Annotated in this window: 15 protein-coding genes; 1 reads left to right on the top strand and 14 read right to left on the bottom strand. The window is 50.4% G+C overall.

The genetic code is table 11. The features are described 5' to 3' along the window. Nucleotides 1-48 precede the first annotated feature (48 nt). The 11 genes from BLR64_RS01150 to BLR64_RS01100 form a co-directional block, all read right to left on the bottom strand. Nucleotides 49-546, bottom strand: a complete 498-nt coding sequence (locus tag BLR64_RS01150; protein ID WP_090711358.1) for a DUF1854 domain-containing protein — start codon at nt 544-546, stop codon at nt 49-51. Then, the gene (locus BLR64_RS01145) at nt 546-2,738 is read right to left on the bottom strand and encodes an ABC transporter transmembrane domain-containing protein (RefSeq protein ID WP_090711356.1); all 2,193 of its coding nucleotides are present in this window, start codon (nt 2,736-2,738) and stop codon (nt 546-548) included. Before BLR64_RS01145 ends, BLR64_RS01150 begins: the two co-directional genes overlap by 1 nt. 5 nt (nt 2,739-2,743) lie before the next feature. Then, nucleotides 2,744-3,694, bottom strand: a complete 951-nt coding sequence (locus BLR64_RS01140) for a carbohydrate ABC transporter permease (RefSeq protein WP_090711353.1) — start codon at nt 3,692-3,694, stop codon at nt 2,744-2,746. A gap of 15 nt (nt 3,695-3,709) precedes the next feature. Then, nucleotides 3,710-4,621: a carbohydrate ABC transporter permease gene (locus BLR64_RS01135; protein WP_090711351.1), complete on the bottom strand. Its 912-nt coding sequence runs from the start codon at nt 4,619-4,621 to the stop codon at nt 3,710-3,712. Next, complete coding sequence (locus tag BLR64_RS01130; RefSeq protein ID WP_090711349.1) at nt 4,618-7,161, bottom strand: DUF5696 domain-containing protein; 2,544 nt, start codon at nt 7,159-7,161, stop codon at nt 4,618-4,620. The genes BLR64_RS01135 and BLR64_RS01130 overlap by 4 nt, the downstream gene beginning before the upstream one ends. Before the next feature lie 16 nt (nt 7,162-7,177). Then, nucleotides 7,178-7,804 carry a YIP1 family protein gene (locus BLR64_RS01125; protein WP_208607106.1) on the bottom strand — a complete coding sequence of 209 codons (627 nt, stop codon included), beginning with the start codon at nt 7,802-7,804 and terminating at the stop codon, nt 7,178-7,180. Further along, entirely contained in the window at nt 7,785-9,257 is a 1,473-nt protein-coding gene (locus tag BLR64_RS01120; protein WP_090711347.1) for an NHL repeat-containing protein, read from the bottom strand. Before BLR64_RS01120 ends, BLR64_RS01125 begins: the two co-directional genes overlap by 20 nt. A 16-nt stretch (nt 9,258-9,273) precedes the next feature. Then, nucleotides 9,274-10,149, bottom strand: a complete 876-nt coding sequence (locus BLR64_RS01115; RefSeq protein WP_090711345.1) for a carbohydrate ABC transporter permease — start codon at nt 10,147-10,149, stop codon at nt 9,274-9,276. 1 nt (nt 10,150) lies between these two features. Next, nucleotides 10,151-11,107, bottom strand: coding sequence for a carbohydrate ABC transporter permease (locus BLR64_RS01110; RefSeq protein WP_090711343.1), 957 nt, complete (start codon nt 11,105-11,107; stop codon nt 10,151-10,153). A 4-nt stretch (nt 11,108-11,111) separates the two neighbouring features. Beyond that, nucleotides 11,112-14,021: an extracellular solute-binding protein gene (locus BLR64_RS01105; RefSeq protein ID WP_090711341.1), complete on the bottom strand. Its 2,910-nt coding sequence runs from the start codon at nt 14,019-14,021 to the stop codon at nt 11,112-11,114. A gap of 91 nt (nt 14,022-14,112) precedes the next feature. Then, the gene (locus BLR64_RS01100; RefSeq protein WP_090711339.1) at nt 14,113-15,513 is read right to left on the bottom strand and encodes an extracellular solute-binding protein; all 1,401 of its coding nucleotides are present in this window, start codon (nt 15,511-15,513) and stop codon (nt 14,113-14,115) included. Nucleotides 15,514-15,789: 276 nt separating this feature from the next. Here BLR64_RS01100 and BLR64_RS01095 point away from each other — a divergent pair, with 276 nt between their 5' ends. Next, a complete protein-coding gene (locus tag BLR64_RS01095; RefSeq protein WP_090711558.1) occupies nt 15,790-16,530 on the top strand; it encodes a helix-turn-helix transcriptional regulator in 741 nt (246 codons plus the stop codon). Nucleotides 16,531-16,603: 73 nt separating this feature from the next. On the opposite strand, the gene BLR64_RS01090 is transcribed toward BLR64_RS01095, so the two are convergent. Genes BLR64_RS01090 through BLR64_RS01080 form a run of 3 tightly spaced genes read right to left on the bottom strand, consistent with a single transcriptional unit; the run spans nt 16,604 to nt 21,591 of the window. Next, the gene (locus BLR64_RS01090) at nt 16,604-18,226 is read right to left on the bottom strand and encodes a response regulator transcription factor (RefSeq protein ID WP_090711337.1); all 1,623 of its coding nucleotides are present in this window, start codon (nt 18,224-18,226) and stop codon (nt 16,604-16,606) included. Then, entirely contained in the window at nt 18,219-19,964 is a 1,746-nt protein-coding gene (locus tag BLR64_RS01085; RefSeq protein ID WP_341833369.1) for a sensor histidine kinase, read from the bottom strand. Before BLR64_RS01085 ends, BLR64_RS01090 begins: the two co-directional genes overlap by 8 nt. Before the next feature lie 31 nt (nt 19,965-19,995). Then, complete coding sequence (locus BLR64_RS01080) at nt 19,996-21,591, bottom strand: extracellular solute-binding protein (RefSeq protein WP_244157571.1); 1,596 nt, start codon at nt 21,589-21,591, stop codon at nt 19,996-19,998. Between the last annotated feature and the right edge of the window lie 394 nt (nt 21,592-21,985).

Raw genomic sequence — 21,985 nt, 5'->3', positions numbered from 1 at the left:
CATCATGCTTATAGAATTTGCCCCTGCAAGTGATAGATGGGCATCCGTTCATAACGTATCTTCCAGCCATTTGCGGCTGTGGCCGTCAAGACTCCGCCAGTCGGTAATTTGACAGCGCTTTCCGCTGATATCTGACAGAATGACACGCCCCCCGCTGTGCAGCTGCACATAATCCTGGAGATTCCTCATCGCCAGCCGGGTTGGTCCCAGATGTGTCTTCAAATCCCACAGCCAGAGATCTGACTTGAACTTGACACTCACAATCCGGTTAACCCGCGGTAAAAAATACCGGTATTGCAGCTCCCTGCGCAGCTCCTCCCTGCTGTCTTGCTCTAACTCTGCCAGCTCCCGGATGATGCCAAGCTCTTCTCCCTTCGCATTCCGGACAGAAATGTATTCCTCGTCAAACCGGAACGGAAAAGTCCGGTAAACCGTGAGCTCCTCATAATGAGTATTTTCAACTTTCCCTCCCAGCACGCCGCCTGCTCCACGCTTCAGGTTTACAGCCGCAGGGGGAAGGATACGGATTTCATAGGGATCCTTCATCAGACCTCCACCCCCTTGATTTTTGACAACTCCTGCTGCGCTTCGACCAGCTTGCGATAGATCCCGCCTGGGATTTTCACCAGTTCTTCATGTGTGCCAACCTCATTAATGCGCCCTTTGTCCAGTACGACCAGCCGATCGGCGTTACGGAGCGTCGACAGCCGGTGGGCAATGGCAAACGTCGTTCTTCCGTGAACCAGGCGGGCAATCGCCTCTTGAATCTGACGTTCGGTTTCGGTATCGACTGAAGCAGTGGCTTCATCCAGAATGAGGATACGCGGATCATGAATGACCGCCCGGGCAATGGCGACCCGCTGCTTCTCTCCCCCGGACAGCTTGTGTCCACGCTCACCAACCTGCGTGTCATAGCCGTCGGGCATACGGACTATGAAATCGTGCGCATTGGCAATTTTGGCCGCCCGCATAATTTCTTCCGGTGTGGCTTCCGGCTTGGCGTAAGCAATGTTCTCGGCGATAGAGCCTTCAAACAGAAAGGTCTCCTGCAGCACAACGCCGATTTGCTTGCGCAGATCGGTCTGGCTGATGCTGCGTATCGGAATGCCGTCAATGGAAATGGAGCCTTCGTCCGTATCGTAGAACCGGCACAGGAGGTTAATAAAGGTGGATTTCCCCGCTCCGGAATGACCTACAAGACCAATCATTTCACCGCTTTTTACCTGCAGATCGATTTCCTTTAGTACGGGGTTATGCTTCTCGTAGCCGTAGGTTACTTTGGTAAACGCCACATCCCCTTTAATTGTGCCAATAGGTACGGGCTCGTGAACGTCCATGACTTCAGGCACGGTATCCAGCACCTCGAATACCCGGTAGGCGGCAGCCATGGCCGTACTGGTCCAATTGATCATCTGCTGAATCCATTCCAGGGGACCGAACAGCATACCCAGATAGGACAGCAGCGCCATCAGTGTGCCTAATTGCAGTGTGCCTTCCAGAACTTTGTGTCCGCCATGATACCAGATGAGCAGTGTTCCCGCTCCGGTCACCAGGCTGAATACGGGAAAAATGAACTGCCACATCCCCTCCATCCTCAGATTATTGTGCACCACTTCCGTATTGGTCTGCTCATAGCGGGACATTTCAGTTCGTTCACGGCCAAACGCCTTAACAACGCGGATGCCTTGAAGAGAATCGCCGACCAGCATGTTCAGCCGCAAAATGGATCTCCACTGCTGATAGGCGAGCCGTCCGATTTTTGGCCAGATCTTCATCGACAGCAGGACCATAAACGGGACAGGAATCAAGGCAAATAATGTCAGCTTCCAGTCGAGACTGAATAAAATAAACAGCACAGCCACAAAGCGAAGCAGCTGCCCGATCACATAAATGACGCCGTCCGTCAGAAACTGCCGCATCGCTTCCGCATCATTGTTCACCCGGCCAATGAACTGGGTTGTCTGCCTCCGGTCAAAGAAAGCAAGCGACAGCTTCATAAGCGCACTGAAAATATCCTTGCGGAAATCACCCATCAGCTTGGAGCCTACCCAGATGCCGATCAATCCCCGGACAGCCTGCATGGCTGCCATCACAAGGGTAGTCAGCCCCAGTCCGCCGATTACAGCGAGCAGCCTTGTGCTCTGCCGGGCAGCTCCGAGCACATCGTCAATCATGATCTTCGTCAAATACGGGGGAATCAGCTCCACCAGTGTAGTCAGGATCAGCAGCACTCCGGCAATCACCATTTGAAGCTTGTAAGGCTTCGCATATCTTAACATCCGGATGGCCAGCTTCCCCTTGTTCATGCACTGGGCGCAGACCTGCATCCCTTCATCTAGCGGATTTCCGCATTGCGGGCAGCTCCGGGGAAGATCCCGTTCGGAGAGAACCGGCAGTTCTTCGCTATGCGCCGCAGCTTTGATCAGCTTTGCGGCATAATCAAACATGGGGATCAATGCGGCGGTATAACGGACTGCAACAACCGGTCCAAAGTCTGTGTCGATATGCAGTGATCCTCCGCCTACGGCTGAAACTGCCCGTGCATCCTTAATTTCAGCAAGAGGCAGAGTCAGCCTCGGCGCCTCATCTCTGTGCCAGACGACCAGTTTTTCTTCTGAAACAGCGATCCATTGTTCGCCAAAACACCCCTCCGGATCCAGATCTGCTTTGCACTCAAGCAGCAGCGGCTCGCTGACTTGCCTCTGGAAGAATTCCGGCAGCTTAAATTTTGTCTGCATAATGTTTACCCTACAATCCCGGTACGCTCGATACTTTCAACAAAATACCGCTGTACAAAGATATAAATGATAATTAGCGGCAGAATGGCCAGTAAAATCCCCGTATCCTGTACCATGCTTTGATAGAACGGGTCCACTTTTGAATTCGCGCCGTCCGAGAGCATAATCCCCAGATTGTAAGGCAGGGAACTGATTTGAATGGACATGACCTTGCTGGTGGTTAAATAGGTCGTCGTATAAAAGCTGTCGTTCCATTGCCACACGAAGGAGAAGAGCAGGACGGTCATGATTGCCGGAACGGTATTGGGCAGAATAATCCGTAAAAAGGTTTTGCCGATCCCCGCTCCGTCGATATAAGCCGCTTCTTCCACCTCCATCGGTATCCCCCGGAAAAACTGCCGGAAGATAAAAATGTACAGACCGGCCTTCATCGAGTTTGCTGTCAGCGAGGTCAGAATGAACGGCCAGTAGGTGTTCAGCAGGTTCAGGGACTTGCCTCCGGTAAGCAGCGGTATCAGCCCCATCAGTGTGAAATCCTTCAAGTTCAGATAGACCGGAATCAGGATAGTGGTCGGCGGGACCAGAATGGTCAGCATCACGCCCATAAACAGCAGATTGCTTCCCTTAAATTTGAGTCTGGAAAAGCCATACCCGGCCAGCGCACAGGAAATGGCCGTCAGAAGAGTCGTCAGGCTGGACAGCAGGAACGTGTTCCCCAGCGTCGGCCAGTAGTCCATAATGGTAATGACCTGTCTGAAGTTATCCAGCGAAAAATGCTCCGGCACCCATATGACGATGGGGGAATATAAATCCGTTTTATCCTTGATGGAAGTAGAGATTTTCTGCAGAATCGGAAACAGAATTACAAAAGCAAGTCCAGCAACCAAAACCAACCGGACGAATGACCACAGCCATCGTTTCCACCACTCGATCGCAAGAAACTTTGAAGCCTGCAATACTTTCACCCTCTTCTAGTTTTGGTAGAATACTTTCTTTGAAATCAGGTAAGTGCTTATTAACAGAATCAGGGATACAGCTAAAAAGTAAATCCAGGCCATCGCCGAGCTCAGTCCGAAGTTGAACGCTTCAAACCCGGTCTCGCGGATCAGATCTGTCATGTCGTTCGTAGAGAAAGAGTCGATAATGGTGTATACAACATTGACCAGGATCAGCGGGCTGACCATCGGAAAAGTAATTTTCCAGAACGCTTCATATCCAGTCGCGCCTTCCATCTTGGAGGCCTCATACAATTGCGGCGAGATCGTCTGTATCCCGGCAAGGAAAATTAACAGCTGAACGCCTGACTGGCTTACAATCTGATAGATACGGTCAACCGCTCCGGTCAGATAGTCAACAATAGTCTCGCTTACACCGGCCTGTATCATCAACTGTGCCAGCTCGAAGCTGCCTAATCCGCTGACAGCCTTGCCGCCGGCGTTACTGTCATTCACCGCCTGTACCAGACTGGTACTCTCCAGATTCATAATCACGCCGGAGGCAAGAATAACCGGCAGGAAGAACACGGCCCTTGCCGCCGTTCTCCCCAGAAACTTCTGATTAAGCAGCACGGCAAGGAACAAGCTAAAGATCACGATCAGCGGTACGTTAACAACCATGGTTGAAATGGATTCTGTCAGCGTCCGGTTGAAGCTGGTGTTGACGGTCAGAGCCTCCACATAATTTTTGAAGCCGGCATAAGTAATGATGATACCGTTCGAGTTGGCTTCAATATTGCTCATGCTGAAGCGGAAGGACGCAATAAGCGGCACGAGGAAGAAGAACAGGAAGCCCAGCAGCCAGGGCAGCACATAGAGGAAGCCGTATATTGCCTTACGCTGCGAATACGTTCTCCGGGACGTCCGGAGTGGGGCAGTCAGTTTCATGTATGTCCTCCTCCTGTCGTGTAGCTTTCCGCTTCGATCACTTTGCCCTCAGCGGTGACCTGCGTACCGTTATAATTCACGATGACATAAACTCCATTCCCGTATACCGTTTTGAAGACACCTTCGCCCAATTTCTCATGGGAAGCGATGCTTTGGCCCTGTACATTACGCAGCACCGAGTTCACCTCGCCGTAAATCTCCGCGGCTTCGTTCATCCACAGCTCGTAGTTCACTGCATACAGGTCGGTATATTCCGTATCCTTAACCTTATAGTTGGGTTCGGCAATCCACTCGAAGAAAACACCCGATCCGTACTCCAGACATTTCAGGATATATTGCTTGGGGTTTGTATAAGTAGACAGATTATAGGGTTTACCTGTATAGCTGATATGGCCATGCACAACCATCGGATAGAAGGGAATGGATTCATCCTCAATCTTGAAGCCGCTGCTGGACAGCGGAGCTTCGGTCAGATCCGTCACATAAGGAAGCGCGTAATCGTTACCGCCGCTGGCCATAACCTCCAGGCCCTTTCCGGCAATGCCGGCTAATGCTTTGACCGAGATTTCCTGCGACTCCGTACGGTCCATCTGCTCATGCTTACGGTAATCGCTGTTCAGCCGGTCTGCCAGATCGCGCAGGGAAATGCCTCCGGTATTTAACTTTCCGAACCCTTCAAGCATCTGTTCCACAACTCCCCCTACCAGACGGGGAGCCACAACATAAGCGGGAGTCCTGTCCCTGTCCCGCCGGTTGATTACCGGGTTGACTGGATAGAGCGTCGCCGGGATGTCCCGGAGTGTACGCGCCGCATCCTTCGTCACACTGAAACCATCGTCGGAGAGGGCTGTCAGGATGGACATATCCGGAAACAGCGAGATGCCCTGCCGGCCGGTATACTGGGCGAGCTCCTTCAGGCCTTTCTTGCCTCCCACAGCGCCATCCACGTGGATACGGTCCGGAATTCCATGATTCATCCCCCCGTTGAACCAACCTGTGTATTTCAGCTTGATATTATGGATCCCCTGGGCCTGAACCTTATCGAGAATCATCTGCGCCTGGCCGAAGGTGGTCAGAGGCTCAAGCGCGTTGTACGGAATCCCGATCACATGCTTCTTCTTCGTGATGCTGCCGTCAAGCTGGAGATAGAACGGCAGATCTTCAGCCTCTGCAGCCGGCTGCGGAAGCCCGTCTTTGCCTAGCAGATATTGCTGGTAGTATTGGGCCATGCCCTGGTAGGTGGCGTTCTCTCCGGAGAGAAAGACATACCTCACCTGAAAGTCCGATTTCATCGGATTCTCCTGAAATCTTGGCAGTGAACGCTGCTGACCGTTGGCATCAAGCGTTACACTGCCCTTGTTCACCACATAAAAGCTCGGATACGCATAGTTATAGCTGTTCAATCTGCCTGCTACATCGGCATTGATTGTCGCAACCGGGGCGCCTTCTTCGATAATGCCCAGGAACGCTTTTTGTTCCTTGAGTATGCCAAAGACCGGCAGGCGGACTGCTTCTTCCCTTGAGACCACATCAGCCGTATCCATCGTTTGATCCGTGCCGTATACAGTCTGCTGGTAAGCAGAATATCTCGTTTTACCATTGTTGAAATGAATCAAGGCGCCCGAGCCGTCCGGCACCAGGATGGAGCCTTTCTCTTCCTGGCCCGCGGCTCCGAAGAAGCTGAGCAGGGAGACCGAATTCACAGGATATTCAGCCGGATAATAAATTCTTTCTACAGGAACCCTGGCGATCAGGCTGTCTCCATCAAGCGTATATTCGATAGCCGCCTGAAAGATACGCGGCTCCTGCCCGGCCTCCTCCAGATTGAATTCGGCTGCATCCTCCTGCAAATCCTCTTCCGTATATCCGATCGCTTCAAAAGCCTTCAGTGCCCGTTCCAGCTGCAGCCCCTGCAGGGCGCTGTCATTGCGGACATAAGCTGATTTCTCCGTTTCTTCTTTATAAGCAATAGCGACCGCACGTTTACCTGTCTTATCCATTTTCCCCGTCAATTCCTCATAGCGTTCCTTGCTCAGCATGGCGGGAAGATCTTCCGCGGAGGCCTGAACCGTTCCGAATTGATAGGACACACGCACTCCGTCCGGGATGGTCTCTGAGCTGATTTGCTTGTATGCGATGCTGTCCGTAAACGTATTGATAGAGTTTATCTGACCAAAGCTGTTGTAGAAATCCAGCTGCAGCTGGGAAGACAGCAGGCCTTTGTTGACTCCTGCCGCCAGGGTATCCTGATCCCGCTCCGGCGGGTTACTGAACCAGAGCTGGTTGCTTTCGGTATGAAGCACGGCAATTTCGCCTGTTTCTTCATTAATGAACAAACGCATCTGTCCGTTCTCTGCCACCCCTTTCATCCCTGCCAAACGGGAATCCGAGAATGCAGCATTCAAAGGCTTGCCCTGTTCAAATACAGCTGTAGCCGGACTGCCGGCTGTCTTCGCCTCCTGGCCCGGACTGGAACAGCCGGCAAACAGACTGCCCAGCATCACCAGACTAAGCAGCAGAGCTTTTCTCGCCTTACCCATGGATATGCCTCCTTTCCTAGCTTCTCAGAACGATCTCTTGATATATAGTCATGGAGAAATTGATAATTTGCTGCACCAGGCTGAAGAACAGCAGACAAAGAAAGGCCATAAACGCCATAGCCGCAACCGTCAACAGGATGGTCACTATGGTCTTGCCCGGCGTGAACTGCTGTACCGTCATATTTCCGACAAACAGCAGAAATATAAACCAGATGGTGGCCAGGCTTCCCGAGAAATAATAGAAAGAGGCCTCCTGAAGCGAGATATAATTGCTGAGCCATATCCACGGAAGATTGATGATTACCAGCGGAAGCATCGCAAAGCAGGTGGACGTAAAGATTTCAACAAATTTGCCTTCCCCGTCCATCAAAGTTGTTATCGACCAATTCGCCACAGTCCAGAATATTACCGGGATAAGTACATACAGCACTTCCAGAAGACTGTTCATGTAATTCGGATTGTACATCGACACGAGGAAACCGCTGTATTGGGTACTCAGCACATTGGTCAGTACCATCAAGCCAAGGATGATAAAAGAGATTACAAGATTCGTTTTGCGGCTGCGGTCGTATTTCAGGTCCCAGAACCCGTTAAAGGGGTGTGCCATCAGCTCAAACGGGTATTTAACCAGCTCTTTGTTCACGCGGGACCACCTTCTTTCTCACCTTCATTTTTCTAAACTTAATCCAGGCAAAAACGGCAATGACAAGGAGGAAGACGGCAGCCACAATTTCTGTAAAATGGGCACGCAGCACCTGTTTGCGATACAGCAAATAGGCCTTCGAATAATTGGTCTTATCCATACTTTGTTTAAAATATTTCATCGCTTCAGCGTAATCGCCCTGACGCAGAATGGCCTTGCCGATGCCGGAATAAGCAAAATCCAGATTGGCGTTCATGTTGATCGTCTGCCGGAACAGCTGCAGTGCCTGCTCCTCGTCACCGTTGTAATAGCTGCGGACCGCCTGATTCAGCGTCCGTCCGTACTCCGTACTCCGGAATACGGTGATCTCGCCAAGCGCCTTATCCAGCACGATAAAATCATCGCCGACCCGCTCCAGGGCCGCGGGAGTATTAAAGTAGCCCAGCTGGTTGCCCATACCGCCGAATACATACAAGAGATAGCCGTCGCCGTTGTAAGTGAACACCCGGCCGTGGTTGGCATCCAGAATCGAGTACATTTCACTGTCGCCGATATCAATGTCGGCTAACCGGGTATAGCCGGTTGTAACCGTGGCGTAGATGTCCCCTTCCGGTTCCCAGTAGCCCAGCCGCCGCAGAATATCACTGCCCTGGGCATTAAGCTTCTTCACATTATTACTGCGTTGACCGTTGGTCGCATAAATAAAGCCTTCTTCATTGATATCCAGATTGCTGAACTCGGTCGGTGTGTACATGACCATCTGGCTCCGCTGTGCTTGTGTGGATATACGTTTCCAGAAATATTCGACCGGATCAATCGTGACTTTGTTAGCGCCAATAAACGAGGTGAAGTCCCCCCCGGAATTAAACTCCATGAATCCGTCATACACACCGGTAGCCATAACATACAGGCGCTGCGCTTTATCCACAACAAGCCGGACGGGCTGAAAAGTGAAATTCTCCGGCAGCTGCTCAGACTGCGGGCTGTCAACCACCTTCACAACATTGTCGCCGGAATCAAGCTGCACTACCCGCCTGTTTCCGGTATCGGCAATATATAAATCCTTATTCTCTGTGACAAACAGTCCAAGCGGACTCTGGAAGGTCTGTACCGCCCCGTCCTGCTTGAAGGAATCAATAATCCGCTCCAGCTTGAACTGGCTATCCAGTATCAGGATCCGGTTATTACCGGTGTCCAGCACATAAATATCTCCGTCCGGGGTCACATGCATATCGGAGGGATCCTTCAAGGGTCCTGTACCGAGGCTGTCTCCGGTCCACAGTTCCGTCGCCTGATAGGCTGCCGGTGAAGCTACCGGCTCCCCCCAGTAAGAGTAGTTATAGGAAGAGCTGCTCCCGTCAGCCATAGCGGGTGCTGCTCCCGGCATAACGCCGAGCAGCACACACACAGCCAACAGGATGTACGCCCTTGCCCGGTTAGCAACATTCTTCATCGCGTACGCATCCTTTCTACTCCTTCATCCCGGACGTCGCCATCGTCTGAATGACGCTGCTCTGCGAGATAATGAAGAGCGTAATGGGAACCACCATGAGCAGCAGCGCCACAGCCGCCCCGACGCCGGCTCTGGCTATACCGCCTAGCACAATCTGGCCAAGCGCGTAGTGAAGTGTCTTGAGATTCTCACTGTAAATAAAGTTGCCCCCGTCACTTCCCCACAGCATAGGAAACTGCAGGATCATCAGCGTCAGCCAGGCCGGCTTCACATTCGGCATCACAATGGTCCAGAAGATACGGTATTCGCTGGCTCCGTCGATCTTGGCAGCTTCCAGCAGGGCATCCGGAATCTGTTCCATGAACTGCTTCATCAAAAACAGTCCGAGCGAGAACGAGAGCGACGGTACAATGATTGAAGCATGGGTGTTGATCCATCCCAGCCAGGACATCACCATATAGTTCGGGATCGCAGTGACCTGGGCGGAGAACATCAGCGACAGGACTACGATGGTGAACAGTACCTTAGAGCCCGGGAACCGGTATTTGGCAAGCGGGTAGGCAGCTGCCGAAGCGAGGAGGATATGTCCAGCGGTGCCTACGACCGTAATGATCAGCGTGTTCATGATGTACCTGGACAGTGGAACCCAGGAATTCCCCATCAACGAGAACAGGTCAAAAAAGTTATCCATCGTCGGATTGTTAACGAGAAAACGCGGCGGGAAGATAAACAGCTCATCGAGCGGCTTAAACGCATTATTGACGGCATAGATCAGCGGCAGTGCCATGAAGCAGCCAAAGGCGGCCAGCAGCAGGAAGAGCAGAAAGCTGACGGTAAATGAACGGTTGAGCTTCTTCGTTCCAGAGATTAACCGTATCGTTTTGACGCTCAATTCACTCCCCCACCTTTCTGAGCAGTTTTTGTATAAGCAGGTTTGCACCGAGCATCAGACCAAAGAGTACAGTCGCGATAGCCGAAGCATATCCCATCTCAAAGCGGATCGTGCCGTAGTCCATCAAATGAGTCACAATCGTATGGGCCGCATAGTTGACACTCGGAAATCCTGCAAGTGCAATGGCAACATCAGCTACGGCAAAAGAGCTCGTAATCTGCATGACAGCGCCGAACATCAGCTGCGGCCGCATGGAAGGAAGCGTGATGAACCACAGCTCCTGCCAGCGGTTTTTGATACCGTCAATAGATCCGGCTTCGATCAGGGTGTGGTCGACCGTCTGCAGTCCCGCGATAAAGGCCAGGAAGCTGGTGCCGAGACTCAGCCAGAGCTGTACGATAATGATGATGGTCAGAATGTATTGTTCATTGGTCAACCACTGAACCGGTTCAAGGATGAATCCTGTTTTCATCAGAAAACCGTTCAGATAGCCGTAGGCATCACCGGAGAAGAAGATCAGCCAAATGAAATACACATTTCCAGCAATGGACGGCGCGTAGAATACCAGCGTCATAAATGCTCGGATTTTGGGTGACAGTTCATTGATGATCCAGGCAAACAGAAAACAGGCGATATAACTGACCGGACCGGTAATTACCGCGAACATCAGCGTATTTTTAAGTGCAATCATAAATACATCGTCACCGAGCAGCAGCCTGGAATAATTTTGCAGACCGACAAATCTCGGAAACTCCAGCATGTTAAAGTAGAAGAAGCTAAGTATCATGGAAAAGACTACCGGAATGACGGTGAACATGAAAAAAAGGATCATGTATGGAGCCATCAGGATATAATGATGCTTGCTCTTCTTGATCTCCCTCCAGTTTCGGGTCCATACCGATTCCTTCACCGCAGGGCTGTGAACCGGTACTGACCGATCGGCGGCTTCCACTTGCATCTTCCTACCCCCCAAACGAATACGGCAAATTGAACTCTTTGCGCTTAATCGCTATTTCATCATTGATATACAAAATATAATCCGACAGGGCTTCCCGGGGATTCTCATTGCCGTTGACAACCTTGCGGAAAGCGTTGTCAAGATGCCGGCCTGTGAAGTAACCGCCCGGAATTTGGGGAATGCCTTCGACCCACTGCCACTGGCTCTCCAGATTCTTATAATCCTTGACCGGCCACGGAAGCTGCTCCAGGGCCTCGATATTGGCCGTCGGATATCTGGCTGATTCACCGAGCAGGCCCTCCATCTGGCGGCCGTACATAATCTGGGTGTTGCTGTCTGTCCACCATTTCATGAATTCCCAGGCGGAATCCTTGTCATCCGCGTTCTCCAGCATCAGCACCCCGGTCGTATGGCTGGCCACTTTATGATTGACCGAGTGGTCCGGAAGCTCCGTCCCCGGAACCAGAGTGAAATCCCACAGGCCCTTGATTTCCGGTGCCATAACCTTCAGATTGTTGTAGATGGTGTAGTCTGCGATCCCGATCGGCATTTCGCCGGTCCGGAACCGGTTCGGAAAGTCCGCCTGAAGCGGGAATTTGTAATTTGTATAGAATTGCGTCCACTTCTTGAACGCTTCCATGGAAATATCAGAATCCAGACCGCTTTTCTGTCCTTCTTCACGGTAGAACGACCCGTCATGTTGATACAGCAGCATGGAGAAGGTTGCATTCGGCACAATCGTCGCATTGTTCGTCGGATTCTCGATAGGAAGATAGAATTCCATATTGTGCTTCTGCAGAACTGAGATCATATTGTAGACATCCTGCCAGGTCTCCGGAGGCGTCAGGCCAAGCTCCTGCAGAATATCCTTCCGGTAGAACAGCATCGGGAACGTCTGCTGCTCCGGCAGCGCATATATACCGCCATTGTATTTATAAGGTTCCAGAGCACTGTCTCTGAATCTGGAAGAAATCTCCCCGAAATCGGAGAACTGGGTCAGATCGGCGGCAGAGTCACGCATCGCGTAATTGACGGGAATATCCTCGCCAATCTGCATCGCGACATCCGGTCCTTCACCGGATAGGGTCGCAGGCAGCAGAATATTCGCGGGCACGAGCCGGAGATGAACGGATATATCCGTTTCAGGCGTAAAGGTTTCGTCAATCATACTTTTGAGTACCTGAGCCTGATCCCGTCCGGTCGTAATCCAGACGGTTACGGATTTCTGTTTCTCCGTGGTGTTGCCGATGCTGTCATAGTCTTCTGTATAGGAGGAGAACAAGGCACCGACCTCATGCTTCATTTTGGCCAGGGCCGACGATTGCGCCTCGGGCAGCGTATGCCCCGGTGAAGACACTACCAGGTAATCCAGCGTAAGCGGCTGCTCGCGGACCGTAAGAATCCAGGTTCCGAGTCCGCCCACATTCGTCTTAAAGGTGGTCAGGCGCCGGGGAACGGTCTCCGGGTCCTTGATCATCTCATCCAGCTGATGGACCAGCGTATACAGCACAGCTACCTTGTCGCTCCGCTCTCCGGTAGATTTCTCCAAATATTCAGCAACACTGCGAATGGTCCCGGCCTGGGTTTTGAACACCTCAACCATATCCGGTATCCGTTTTACCAGCTGGTAATCGCGGTACGCATCCGGTGTATTCGACGTGATGATCATGATTTTTCGGTACATTTCATTCAATTGGAGCACGCTGGACTCAACCGTCTGCAGAAGCGGAGCAAGATCGCCCAGCGTCACCGTCATGCGGAGCTTGTGCCTGCCCTCGGTCAGATGAAACAGATAGGGCTCCTCTCCGCCCAGCACTTCCATCTTCCAGTCCATATTAAAGGCGAACTGGATCCGCTTCATTTCTTCAAAAGGAATCACCCCGTCAATCGTCAGGCTCCTCGTAGCGAACACGCCACGCAGCTGATCCTGCTTGACTTTGAGCGCAATCTGGTATAATCCGTCTTCCGGTACATCGATCTCCCATTCAATCCACTGCCCCGGAAGCTTCCAGTTCAGTCCGCCAATCGTGTTAATGCGGATTTTGGAAACATTGTAAGGCTCGACCGACGGACTGGACCTGTCAGAAAGCGGGTACAAGGTCGGGGAAGATTTCAACGCAGCGTCTTCTGCCTGAACGACAACATACTGGCTTTCCGCCGGTTTGAGTCCGAGGGACTCATAGTTGCTTGCCAGCTCAGCGTAAGGCTTAATATCCTCATCCTGATACAGCTCAATATAATCAATTGCCATCGGCTCTCTGACCGCGGCGAGTGTGATCTCTTGTTCACCTTGCCCGAAATAAAACTGATAGGGCTCCTCATAATAACCGTCGCTATCAGTGAAGGGAGACAGCTGCCACTGCGGCTTCTCGATCTGAGAAGGTCGCAGATCATTCCCGCGGTCATCCCGTCTGACTTCAGCCTCACGGCTTCCCCATAAGCGGTAAAGAATCAGATTCTCGGATTCCGCAAAGGGAATCTTCCCGTTAATGGCCAGCGATCTTTCAATCGACGAGCTCTTGCCTTCGACCGGGAAGTAGTGAATCCGTGCATTGTACAGACCCGCTTCCGCAATCTCAGCCTTCCAAGTGATGCTGCCCCTGTCCGGTGTAATTACCGCCTGTCCTTCAAGTCCCTCATAGCCGCTGACAACCTCAAAGTCTTCACCGTCTATACGGGTATAACGTTCGCCTTCGATACGTATAATTTTGTCCGGCCGCCCGCTCGCTGAATGGGTCTGCCTGTATTCCCCATAGCCGTCCCCGGCGGTATTATCCGTAACCGGGACAAAGTCGTTCATTGCATAGATCCGCTTCTGCGGGGCATCACCCGCACTGACGGCTACCGCAATAAGAACGCAGGCAATGATTACAACAACAATACCTATGCCATATTTCCTCTTTCTGATGTTCAACGCTTCTCCCCTCCAGCACCAGAGATTGCAGTTTAATAATGAGTCCCCATTATAGAATGCTTCTTCTACATGGGGACATCATGATCAACGGTTATTTTTTATAAACTTCGTCAATGGCAGCCTGCACCTTCGCCTTATATTTCTCGACGACAGTCGATACCGAATTGCCTGAGGTCAGTTCACCGATAATGTCGTAGTACGGCAGATTCGGGAACGTATTATGGTCAAGAACCACCATGTTCGGAGCGACCATTTTGGCATTTTCAATATCTTCCTCGGTGGTGAAGACAGACTCATACGAACCCTGGTCAGGATAATCGTAGATGGAGTCAATATCATTAATCTTCTCCCAGATGTACATCAGCTGTTCCGGATTCTCCACGGCCTTCGGAATCGTCAGTGCCTGATAGAGCGCTTCGGCAGAGTGATAGGTGGTAGCGCTCGGACCTTTCGGGAACGGAACGAAACTGAGCTCATAATCCTGCATATCGGTCTTGAAGCCGTTCAATTCATACAGCGCACCGGCATACATCAATGTGTTGCCTTGGCGGAAGAATTGGGCCGGTTCGGTCCAGTCTCCTCCTTCAGTCGGACGTGACACCTTCTCTGTGGCGAGACGGGATACCAGGCCAAAGGATTCAAGCGTTTTCGGATCATCCAGAGTCTGTTTGTCGCCGCTGGTCAGTGTGGCTTCGTTGGAATAGAGCGCCTGATCCATCAGCCCGTTATTAGCCAATCCCCAAGTGTCCAGCTTGCCGTCATTGTTCGTATCCTTGTTGGCTTCCTTGGCGACCTGAATGAATGTATCCCAGTTCCAGTTATCCTCATCAACATATTCCTGGAGCGGTTTCATTCCCAGCTTGTTCATCAGCGTTTTGTTGTAGAAAATGCCCTGAACCAGATTGGCCTGGTTCTCGGTGAATGCATAACCCCTGCCGTTATACTGCATGTATTCATTAGTCGTCTTCTGATTGAAGACCCGTGCATTCTTCGTATATTCATCGATCGGCCATAGCAAATCCTGTTTGACGAGCGCAGGAATCATGTAGGATTTACCTAGACGGACGATATCGCCGATTGGTTCACCTGCCAGAAGGGAGGCGGTTACCTTCGCCTGATACTCACCGAAATCAATATTCACATATTCAACCTTGAAGTTGTGCTTTTTCATCAGTTCATCGAGATTCTTTTTTCGCTGGATATTATCCGGATTATCCTCCGGAATCGTCATATCCCACCAGGCTACAATCTTGATGGTCCTGCCGCCCATATCGAAATCCATTTCAGGCGTAGCCTCCACATCCTCCTCCACAGCAGTATTACTCTCTCCATTGTTCCCGTTGCCGCTGTTTTCCGCTGCTTCAGTCGGCGCCGGAGTTGCTGTGTTGCCCTGCGCATTGCTGCCGCTTCCCGAATTACCTCCGCTGCAAGCCGCAAGCGTGAATACCATTGTCAAACTGAGTAGCGTGGTACAGAGTTTTTTGTATAACATTTTGGGACCTCCCCTTCAGTGATTGGGTAACAATCAAAAGTGTAGCGCTTACATTTTTGATCGACAACCTGCCTATTTTCAGGGTTGAACCCGTTCATTTATAGATCATTACGGCATAAAAATGCACTTTGTTGAACAGGTAAACAAATGCACGGTTAATAAAAAGTTGCACATTGTCACTCCCCTCCGGGTTGAACCATAATAAAAAGCGTAGTCAGGATTTAGGAACATCAGTCGCTGCGGATGACTATTTTTGATGAAAGCGGGGAAAGCATCTTGTATAAGATACTGCTTGTGGATCCTAATTCAGATTCATCGGAAACCATGCTGCATATGTTGGACTGGAACCAGGCGGGTTTTTGCATTCACACTACTGCGGATAATATTACTGATGCACTGTACCATGTGGACAATCCTGCCCATATTCTTGTATTAATAAATATAAAGCGCTTACAATCCTTCGGTCTGCAATTGTGCGGACTCATTCGCCAAAAAAGCCGCATTCCGATCATATTAATTGGCGGAGGACAGGATTTCAATCTGGCCCGCCAAGCTCTGCACTATCAGGTAAACGATTACTTAACCGATCCTGTACAGTCATCCGAGCTGCTGGATTGTCTGGGTAGGTTCAGGCGTAATCTTGATGCATCGCTTGAAGACGCCGTAAAGGCCCCGCAGCCTCATTGCCAGAACTCTATCATAGATATGGTTAAAAAATATGTTCAGGAGGAGCTTCACCAGAATATTTCGCTGAAAAAGATCTCCGAAGCCCTTCACTTCAACTGTGCCTATCTGGGGCAGAAGTTCAAAAGTGAAGAGCAGATTTCCTTCAACGAATACCTGCTTCAGCAGCGTATGGAGAAGGCCAAGCATTTGCTGGAAAGCACTGAAATGCGGATCTACGAGATCTCGAGGGAAGTCGGCTACTCGGAAACGGACTGGTTCTATAAGAAATTCAAGGAGTACACCGGAACAAGCGCCAACGAATACCGCAAGCAGACATTGATTACTGCATAAATAAATAGACACACAAGAAACAGCGGCGATTCATGACCTTTAAGTCACGTATCGCCGCTGCCGGATTCAACGATTAATAATTGGTGAACGTATCCCGGTACTCCTGAGGTGTCATTCCCGTTACTTTCTTGAAAAAACGAGTGAAGGAGTGGGCCGCTTCATAACCGACCGCCGCCGCTACTTCCCTGATTTTGATCCCCTCCGCTTTCAGCATCTCCATCGCACGGCGGACCCGGCACTCGTCAATATAATCAGACAGATTAATACCTTGTTCCTGCTTGAAAAAACGGGACAGATAGGTTGGATTAAAGTGATTCAATTCAGCCAGACGGACAAGAGAGAGGTCCTCGCCCAGATTATTGTCGATATAATGGCAGATCCGCTCTATGGCATTTGTAGCCTGATTATGCTCATCGGACTGTCTGGCGGCGAGAATGGCATCTGCAGCACTTGACAAATATTGAAAGGATTCTGCAATTGAAGCATGCTCATCTAACCTCATTAATCTGCTCCAGTCCCCTATTTGTTCTTTCTGCAAGCCCCAGCGGTTGATACAAGACAGAAACATAAGTGCCAGTGTATAGTAAGCTTCTGTTACCTGGTGGATCCCCCAATGATCTTGCAGAATATAACAAACGGTATCATTCAGAGCTTCGTGTAACTTCTCCTTGCGGCCTGCTTCAAGATGGGCAGCGATAATTTCCGTACGTGAGCTGATCCGCAGTTCTTCCCTCGTCTCCCCTGTTCCGGCTTGCCCGCTCCAGATGACAGAAAGCCCGCTCACGGTTCTGAGCTGCTGCAATTGACGAAGCCGGTCGTATTGGGCGGATACAGCATCCCAGGTGCAGGGGGCACAGACGGTAAAGGCAACCGGCAGCTGAAGCTCCTCCAGGCAGGCTTCCTGGATAAGCTCCAGTGTCCCCTCCAGGTAACGCTTCAGCTGGTGTTCTGAATCCCTCAATTCAACCGTAGCCGGCTGAAGGAACCACAGCAGCCCCCCGAACTTATCCTCCATTCCGGCATGCTTTGTTTTTCCTGCCAGATAAGAATCCCAAATCAGACGGGCCGTTGAGAGCTTCCGGTTCGATTCCGTATAGCTTGCTTCCTCCGGATGCTCTGGACGGCCCAGAATCAGGGTCACAGGCGCATGCGGATCAAGTCCGATATTCAGTTGACTGAAGTCCCCCTCCAGCATCCCGGCATCTTTTCCGAACATCCGGCTGTCCTGAAGAAGATGCCTCAAATATTTCTCCTGAGCCATCAGCTCCAAGGCTAGCAGTTGTTCGGTGGACTGGACGATAAGCTCCTCAACCCTCCTGCCCTGTTCAATCTCCTGCAGCGTCTCCTCAACGGATGATACCACTTTGTCATAGCCTTCGGTTTTGAGGACATAACGCATTCCGGACATCTGAATGGCTTGATAGGCATAGTCAAATTCACTGTACCCGGTCAAAAATATAACTTTACACCTCGGCCAGAGTGTTCTGATTTTCTCCGATAGCTCCAGACCGCTCATGCCGGGCATACGAATATCGGTCAAGACAATATCAATCCGTGTGCGGTCCATCCAGACCAAGGCTTCTTTGGACGAATATGCCTTGCAGACATCCAGCTTTTCCGGCATAAATTGAGTCAGTACTTCATGCAGGGTATCTGTAATAATCTCTTCGTCATCCACCACGAGCAGTCTATACATCGTCACCTTTCCCCCTTAAACCAATCCGTATCATCACTTTAAGTCCCCCCAGCCCGCTTCTTGAGATCTCGAGTCCGCCGCCATCCCCATGGATCAGGCTGATTCTGCGGTGAATATTCATCATCCCGGTCATCTCCTGGAATTTCAGCGGGTGCAGCAATTTTTCCTGAAGCATTTTTATTCCTGCATCGTCCAGCTCATTACCGTTATCCTCTATTACAATGCGGGCCTCACCGGAGAAGGATTCAAAGGATACCCGCAGCATACCCTCCTCAGGCAATTTTTCAAGACTGTGTTCATAGGCGTTCTCGATCAGCGGCTGGGTAATCAGCCTGGGAACACGGATGTCTCTCATCTCTTCCGGCAGCTCGTCAAACTGGACTTGTATCCGCCTGGAAAAGCGAAGCTTCTGGATTTCGGTATACATTCGGGAATGCCGGATTTCCTCCGACAGCTTTACATAGTCCTCCCCGTTGCGGGTAATAAACCGAAAATATTCACCAAGCATACCTGTAAATTGTTCAATGCGTTCCACATCCCCGGTTTTGGACAATGAATTCAGGATAAAAAAGCTGTTATACAAAAAATGAGGATTGATCTGCGACTGCAGTTGTTTAAGCTCTGCCTTTTGCATCATCAGCTTTTGCTTGAAGTCCTGATCAATCAAGATTTGCAGCTTGGCGATCATCTGGTTGAAGCGCTGGTACAAATACCCGAATTCGTCAGAATGCTTGTGTTCGATCTGGATATCCAGACTTCCGTCCTCCATACGGCGGAAGCTCTTGACCAGCTGGAGCAGGGGCCTGTGTACCATCCTGTATGTCATAACTGTATAAACTGAAACTGCGCACAGGGAGGCCAGCGCAAACAGCCATGCCCACATTTTGAATTTAGCAAGCGGCCGCCGTACTTCTTCCATAGGCAGAAAGTTCGCCACTGACAGATCAAGCTGTTCCGAGAACGCTTTGTCAATATGATATTGCCGGCCATCCGCCTTGAAGCGCGACCACCTTCCTTGGACTTCCCGCAGTGCAGTCATATTCTTCTTAAGGATGTTATCCGTCTCCTCATCATTTCCCAGCGCGAACGTTGAATCCTCCGCTAGCAGATAAGAGCGGCTCCCCGAATATAAGTTGACCTGTCCCAGTGAGCTTCGCAGCTTCCGGTTATCCAGCTCGACCTGCACAATAAATAGCGGTTCATCGCCTTTAACTCCACTTTGTTTAATAGCAATCATATGAAGCAGACCGTTATAGCTGATCAGCTTTTTATCCGACTTATAAGGAATGGAACGAAAAAAGGAATAGCTTTTGGTGTCAAAATTCTGCATCGTACTCTGGACAGACAACGTTTTATCGATCTTACGTACATGAATCCGGATATCCTTGATATAATCACTGCTTGTTTTGATCGTGGCTAAGCGCTGAAACAATTCGTTTAAGCTGCTGCGTCTCTCCACGCTGCTCATCATATCCCAGGTAACTGCAAGACGATTCAGATGATTATCCTCAAGAATATCGAACTGCTGCATCTCGATCCAATCCAGCTCGCGGGTCAAATCACCCAGATAATCCGTCAGCTGCGCCATTGTCGCTGTAGATAAATCACGGCTGGCATTATTATAGCTCCAGTTATATAAATAGACGCCTAAAAGCAGCACCGGTAAAATAATGATCAGATACATCATGACCATTCTGGCCAAAATTGTGGTCCGAAAGGAACGGATAGGTGCATTCAATGGTAAAAGCCTCCGATATTATATAAGTTAATCACTCAGACTTGCTGGACTGTCCTTCATACCAGCGGTTGACCTCCTCGGTCAATGCATTGCCGCCAAGCCGGCCCCACTCCTCTGTGAAACGTTCGAATTCATCCAGAGGGCTTCCTAGAATAATGTCCATATACGTATCCAGCTGCATATTGATCAGCAGGCTGTTCTTCTCAAGCATGGTCTCGGTCGGACTGCCTACAAAGCTCTCATATAGAAGCTGATCGCTCCGGATATATTGATCGAGTACCGAAAATACTCCCTCCGGGCCGTAAATCCGTTCCCAGCCCCAGCCGCTCTCTTTGTCCTCTCCTCCACGCTGATAAATATCGATCATCTGCTTAATGGACGCCGCCTCATCCGACAATACGGAAAAGTCCCCAGTCCGGCGGCCATGCTCCAATTGGTAATAGGCATTGAGATTTTTGCGGCCCGGAGCAGGCGTTACAGGAGATAATCCCCATACCGGATATGGATTGCTGTAATATGTTTTATAATCTGCTGTCTTGCCCCAGTTTGTTTTCAGATACAGATTGAACATTTTGATGAGCGCTTCAGGATATTCATATTCCTTTTTCACAGCAAAAAACTGGTTGGTCGCAAAAGGAAGAGGTACCTTGGGTTTACTTCCAGTGGCCGATACGATCGGATAAGCACGCCACTCTGCTTCCGGATTCTGCTCACGGCTTAATTGAAGCCAGAACGAAGCCCACTGCTCTCCGTACACAATACCTATTTTCCCTGCACCTACCATCTTTTTGACTTTACTGCCATCCTTAAGGGAAAACTCAGGATCCATTTGACCGCTGGCATACAATTTTTGAAGTGCGGCAAGCGCTGCTTTGACCTGAGGCTGTATGCCCCCGTACACCAGCCGGCCGTCCGGATCTTTCAGCCAAAGGTTGGGGTACGCCCCATAACCAGCCATAAAGTCTGCCAGACCGGCCACCGGGTCCCACAAATAATTAGTAGCAGCCAGTCCAAAAGTATCATCCACACCATTACCGTCAGGATCCTTCTCTGTAAACGCTTTCGATAATTGAAGCAGCTCCTCCATCGTTTTCGGCGGCTCAAGTCCGAGCCGTTCCAGCCAATCAGTGCGTATCCATAAATATTGGGCAGCTTCAATGGATGAAGCGGTTTGCGGGATACCCATCAGCTTACCGTCGATTGTCGCCGCCTCGAAAGGACCTGATCCCTCTTCCCCAAGCGTCTCTCTTGTGAATGAAGATGCATTCTTTTCATATACTGCACTTAAGTCTTGAATCAGTCCGGCATTGCTGAGCTGCCTTAGCTGCTGTGCATTCACCTTCACCACATCCGGAATACGGCCGGAAGCCAGCGCCATGCCAAACTTCTTAAAGTACACCTCGCCGTCAGCGATCCATTCGTAAGTGATCTTGATGCCCAGTTCCTGCTCATATAGCCGGGTCCAGCGGTTGTCCTCCAGTGTCTCCCCCGGTAAATGATCCAACAAATCATCATCTTCACTGAATTCTTTCACGAAGGACATTTCCACAGGCGGAGTATATTTGCTGAAAGCAAGCTCATTGTTTATCCTCTCTGATAATTGTTCAGGGGAAGCACGCCTGTCCATCCTCAAACTCCAAGTCATAACGAAAGATACTAAACAGACTGCAAAAACCAAAATCAGCATTTTGATTGGCTTGCCTCGCATATTCATGCTCATCCCCCGTATGTAAGAAAAGTTTGATATATCATTATCAATGATTCTCCGATGATTTTGCAACACACAAATGTTTATTTCGTTACCCGTTCTTTACTTATTTTATAAGCACTGACCCAAAATGAAATAACCGCCACCTCCATGGTAACGGTTGCAAGCGAATAAGGGGTAACACGGGTACGGGCTGGTTGCGGAAGGCGACATTCATCTGAATGATAATCAGGAGGGCGGTCCTGAAGAGGACCGGAAGATGGAAGGCACCATTCGGTGCCGGTTTTTGGATGTAGCAGCTGCAGTCTTATAC

The sequence above is a fragment of the Paenibacillus typhae genome, from assembly GCF_900099765.1.
Classification (GTDB): Bacteria; Bacillota; Bacilli; order Paenibacillales; family Paenibacillaceae; genus Paenibacillus_AQ; species Paenibacillus_AQ typhae.
The sequence above is the reverse complement of the archived record's forward strand: the minus strand, read 5'-3'. Positions and strand labels throughout refer to the sequence as shown.

Bases quoted from the DNA above. Each gene is read 5' to 3' on its own strand.
- BLR64_RS01100 (WP_090711339.1), bottom strand. From the start codon at position 15,513: ATGTTATACAAAAAACTCTGTACCACGCTACTCAGTTTGACAATGGTA.
- BLR64_RS01120 (WP_090711347.1), bottom strand. From the start codon at position 9,257: ATGAAGAATGTTGCTAACCGGGCAAGGGCGTACATCCTGTTGGCTGTG.
- BLR64_RS01080 (WP_244157571.1), bottom strand. From the start codon at position 21,591: ATGGACAGGCGTGCTTCCCCTGAACAATTATCAGAGAGGATAAACAAT.
- BLR64_RS01145 (WP_090711356.1), bottom strand. From the start codon at position 2,738: ATGCAGACAAAATTTAAGCTGCCGGAATTCTTCCAGAGGCAAGTCAGC.
- BLR64_RS01150 (WP_090711358.1), bottom strand. From the start codon at position 546: ATGAAGGATCCCTATGAAATCCGTATCCTTCCCCCTGCGGCTGTAAAC.
- BLR64_RS01090 (WP_090711337.1), bottom strand. From the start codon at position 18,226: ATGTATAGACTGCTCGTGGTGGATGACGAAGAGATTATTACAGATACC.
- BLR64_RS01110 (WP_090711343.1), bottom strand. From the start codon at position 11,107: ATGCAAGTGGAAGCCGCCGATCGGTCAGTACCGGTTCACAGCCCTGCG.
- BLR64_RS01135 (WP_090711351.1), bottom strand. From the start codon at position 4,621: ATGAAACTGACTGCCCCACTCCGGACGTCCCGGAGAACGTATTCGCAG.
- BLR64_RS01130 (WP_090711349.1), bottom strand. From the start codon at position 7,161: ATGGGTAAGGCGAGAAAAGCTCTGCTGCTTAGTCTGGTGATGCTGGGC.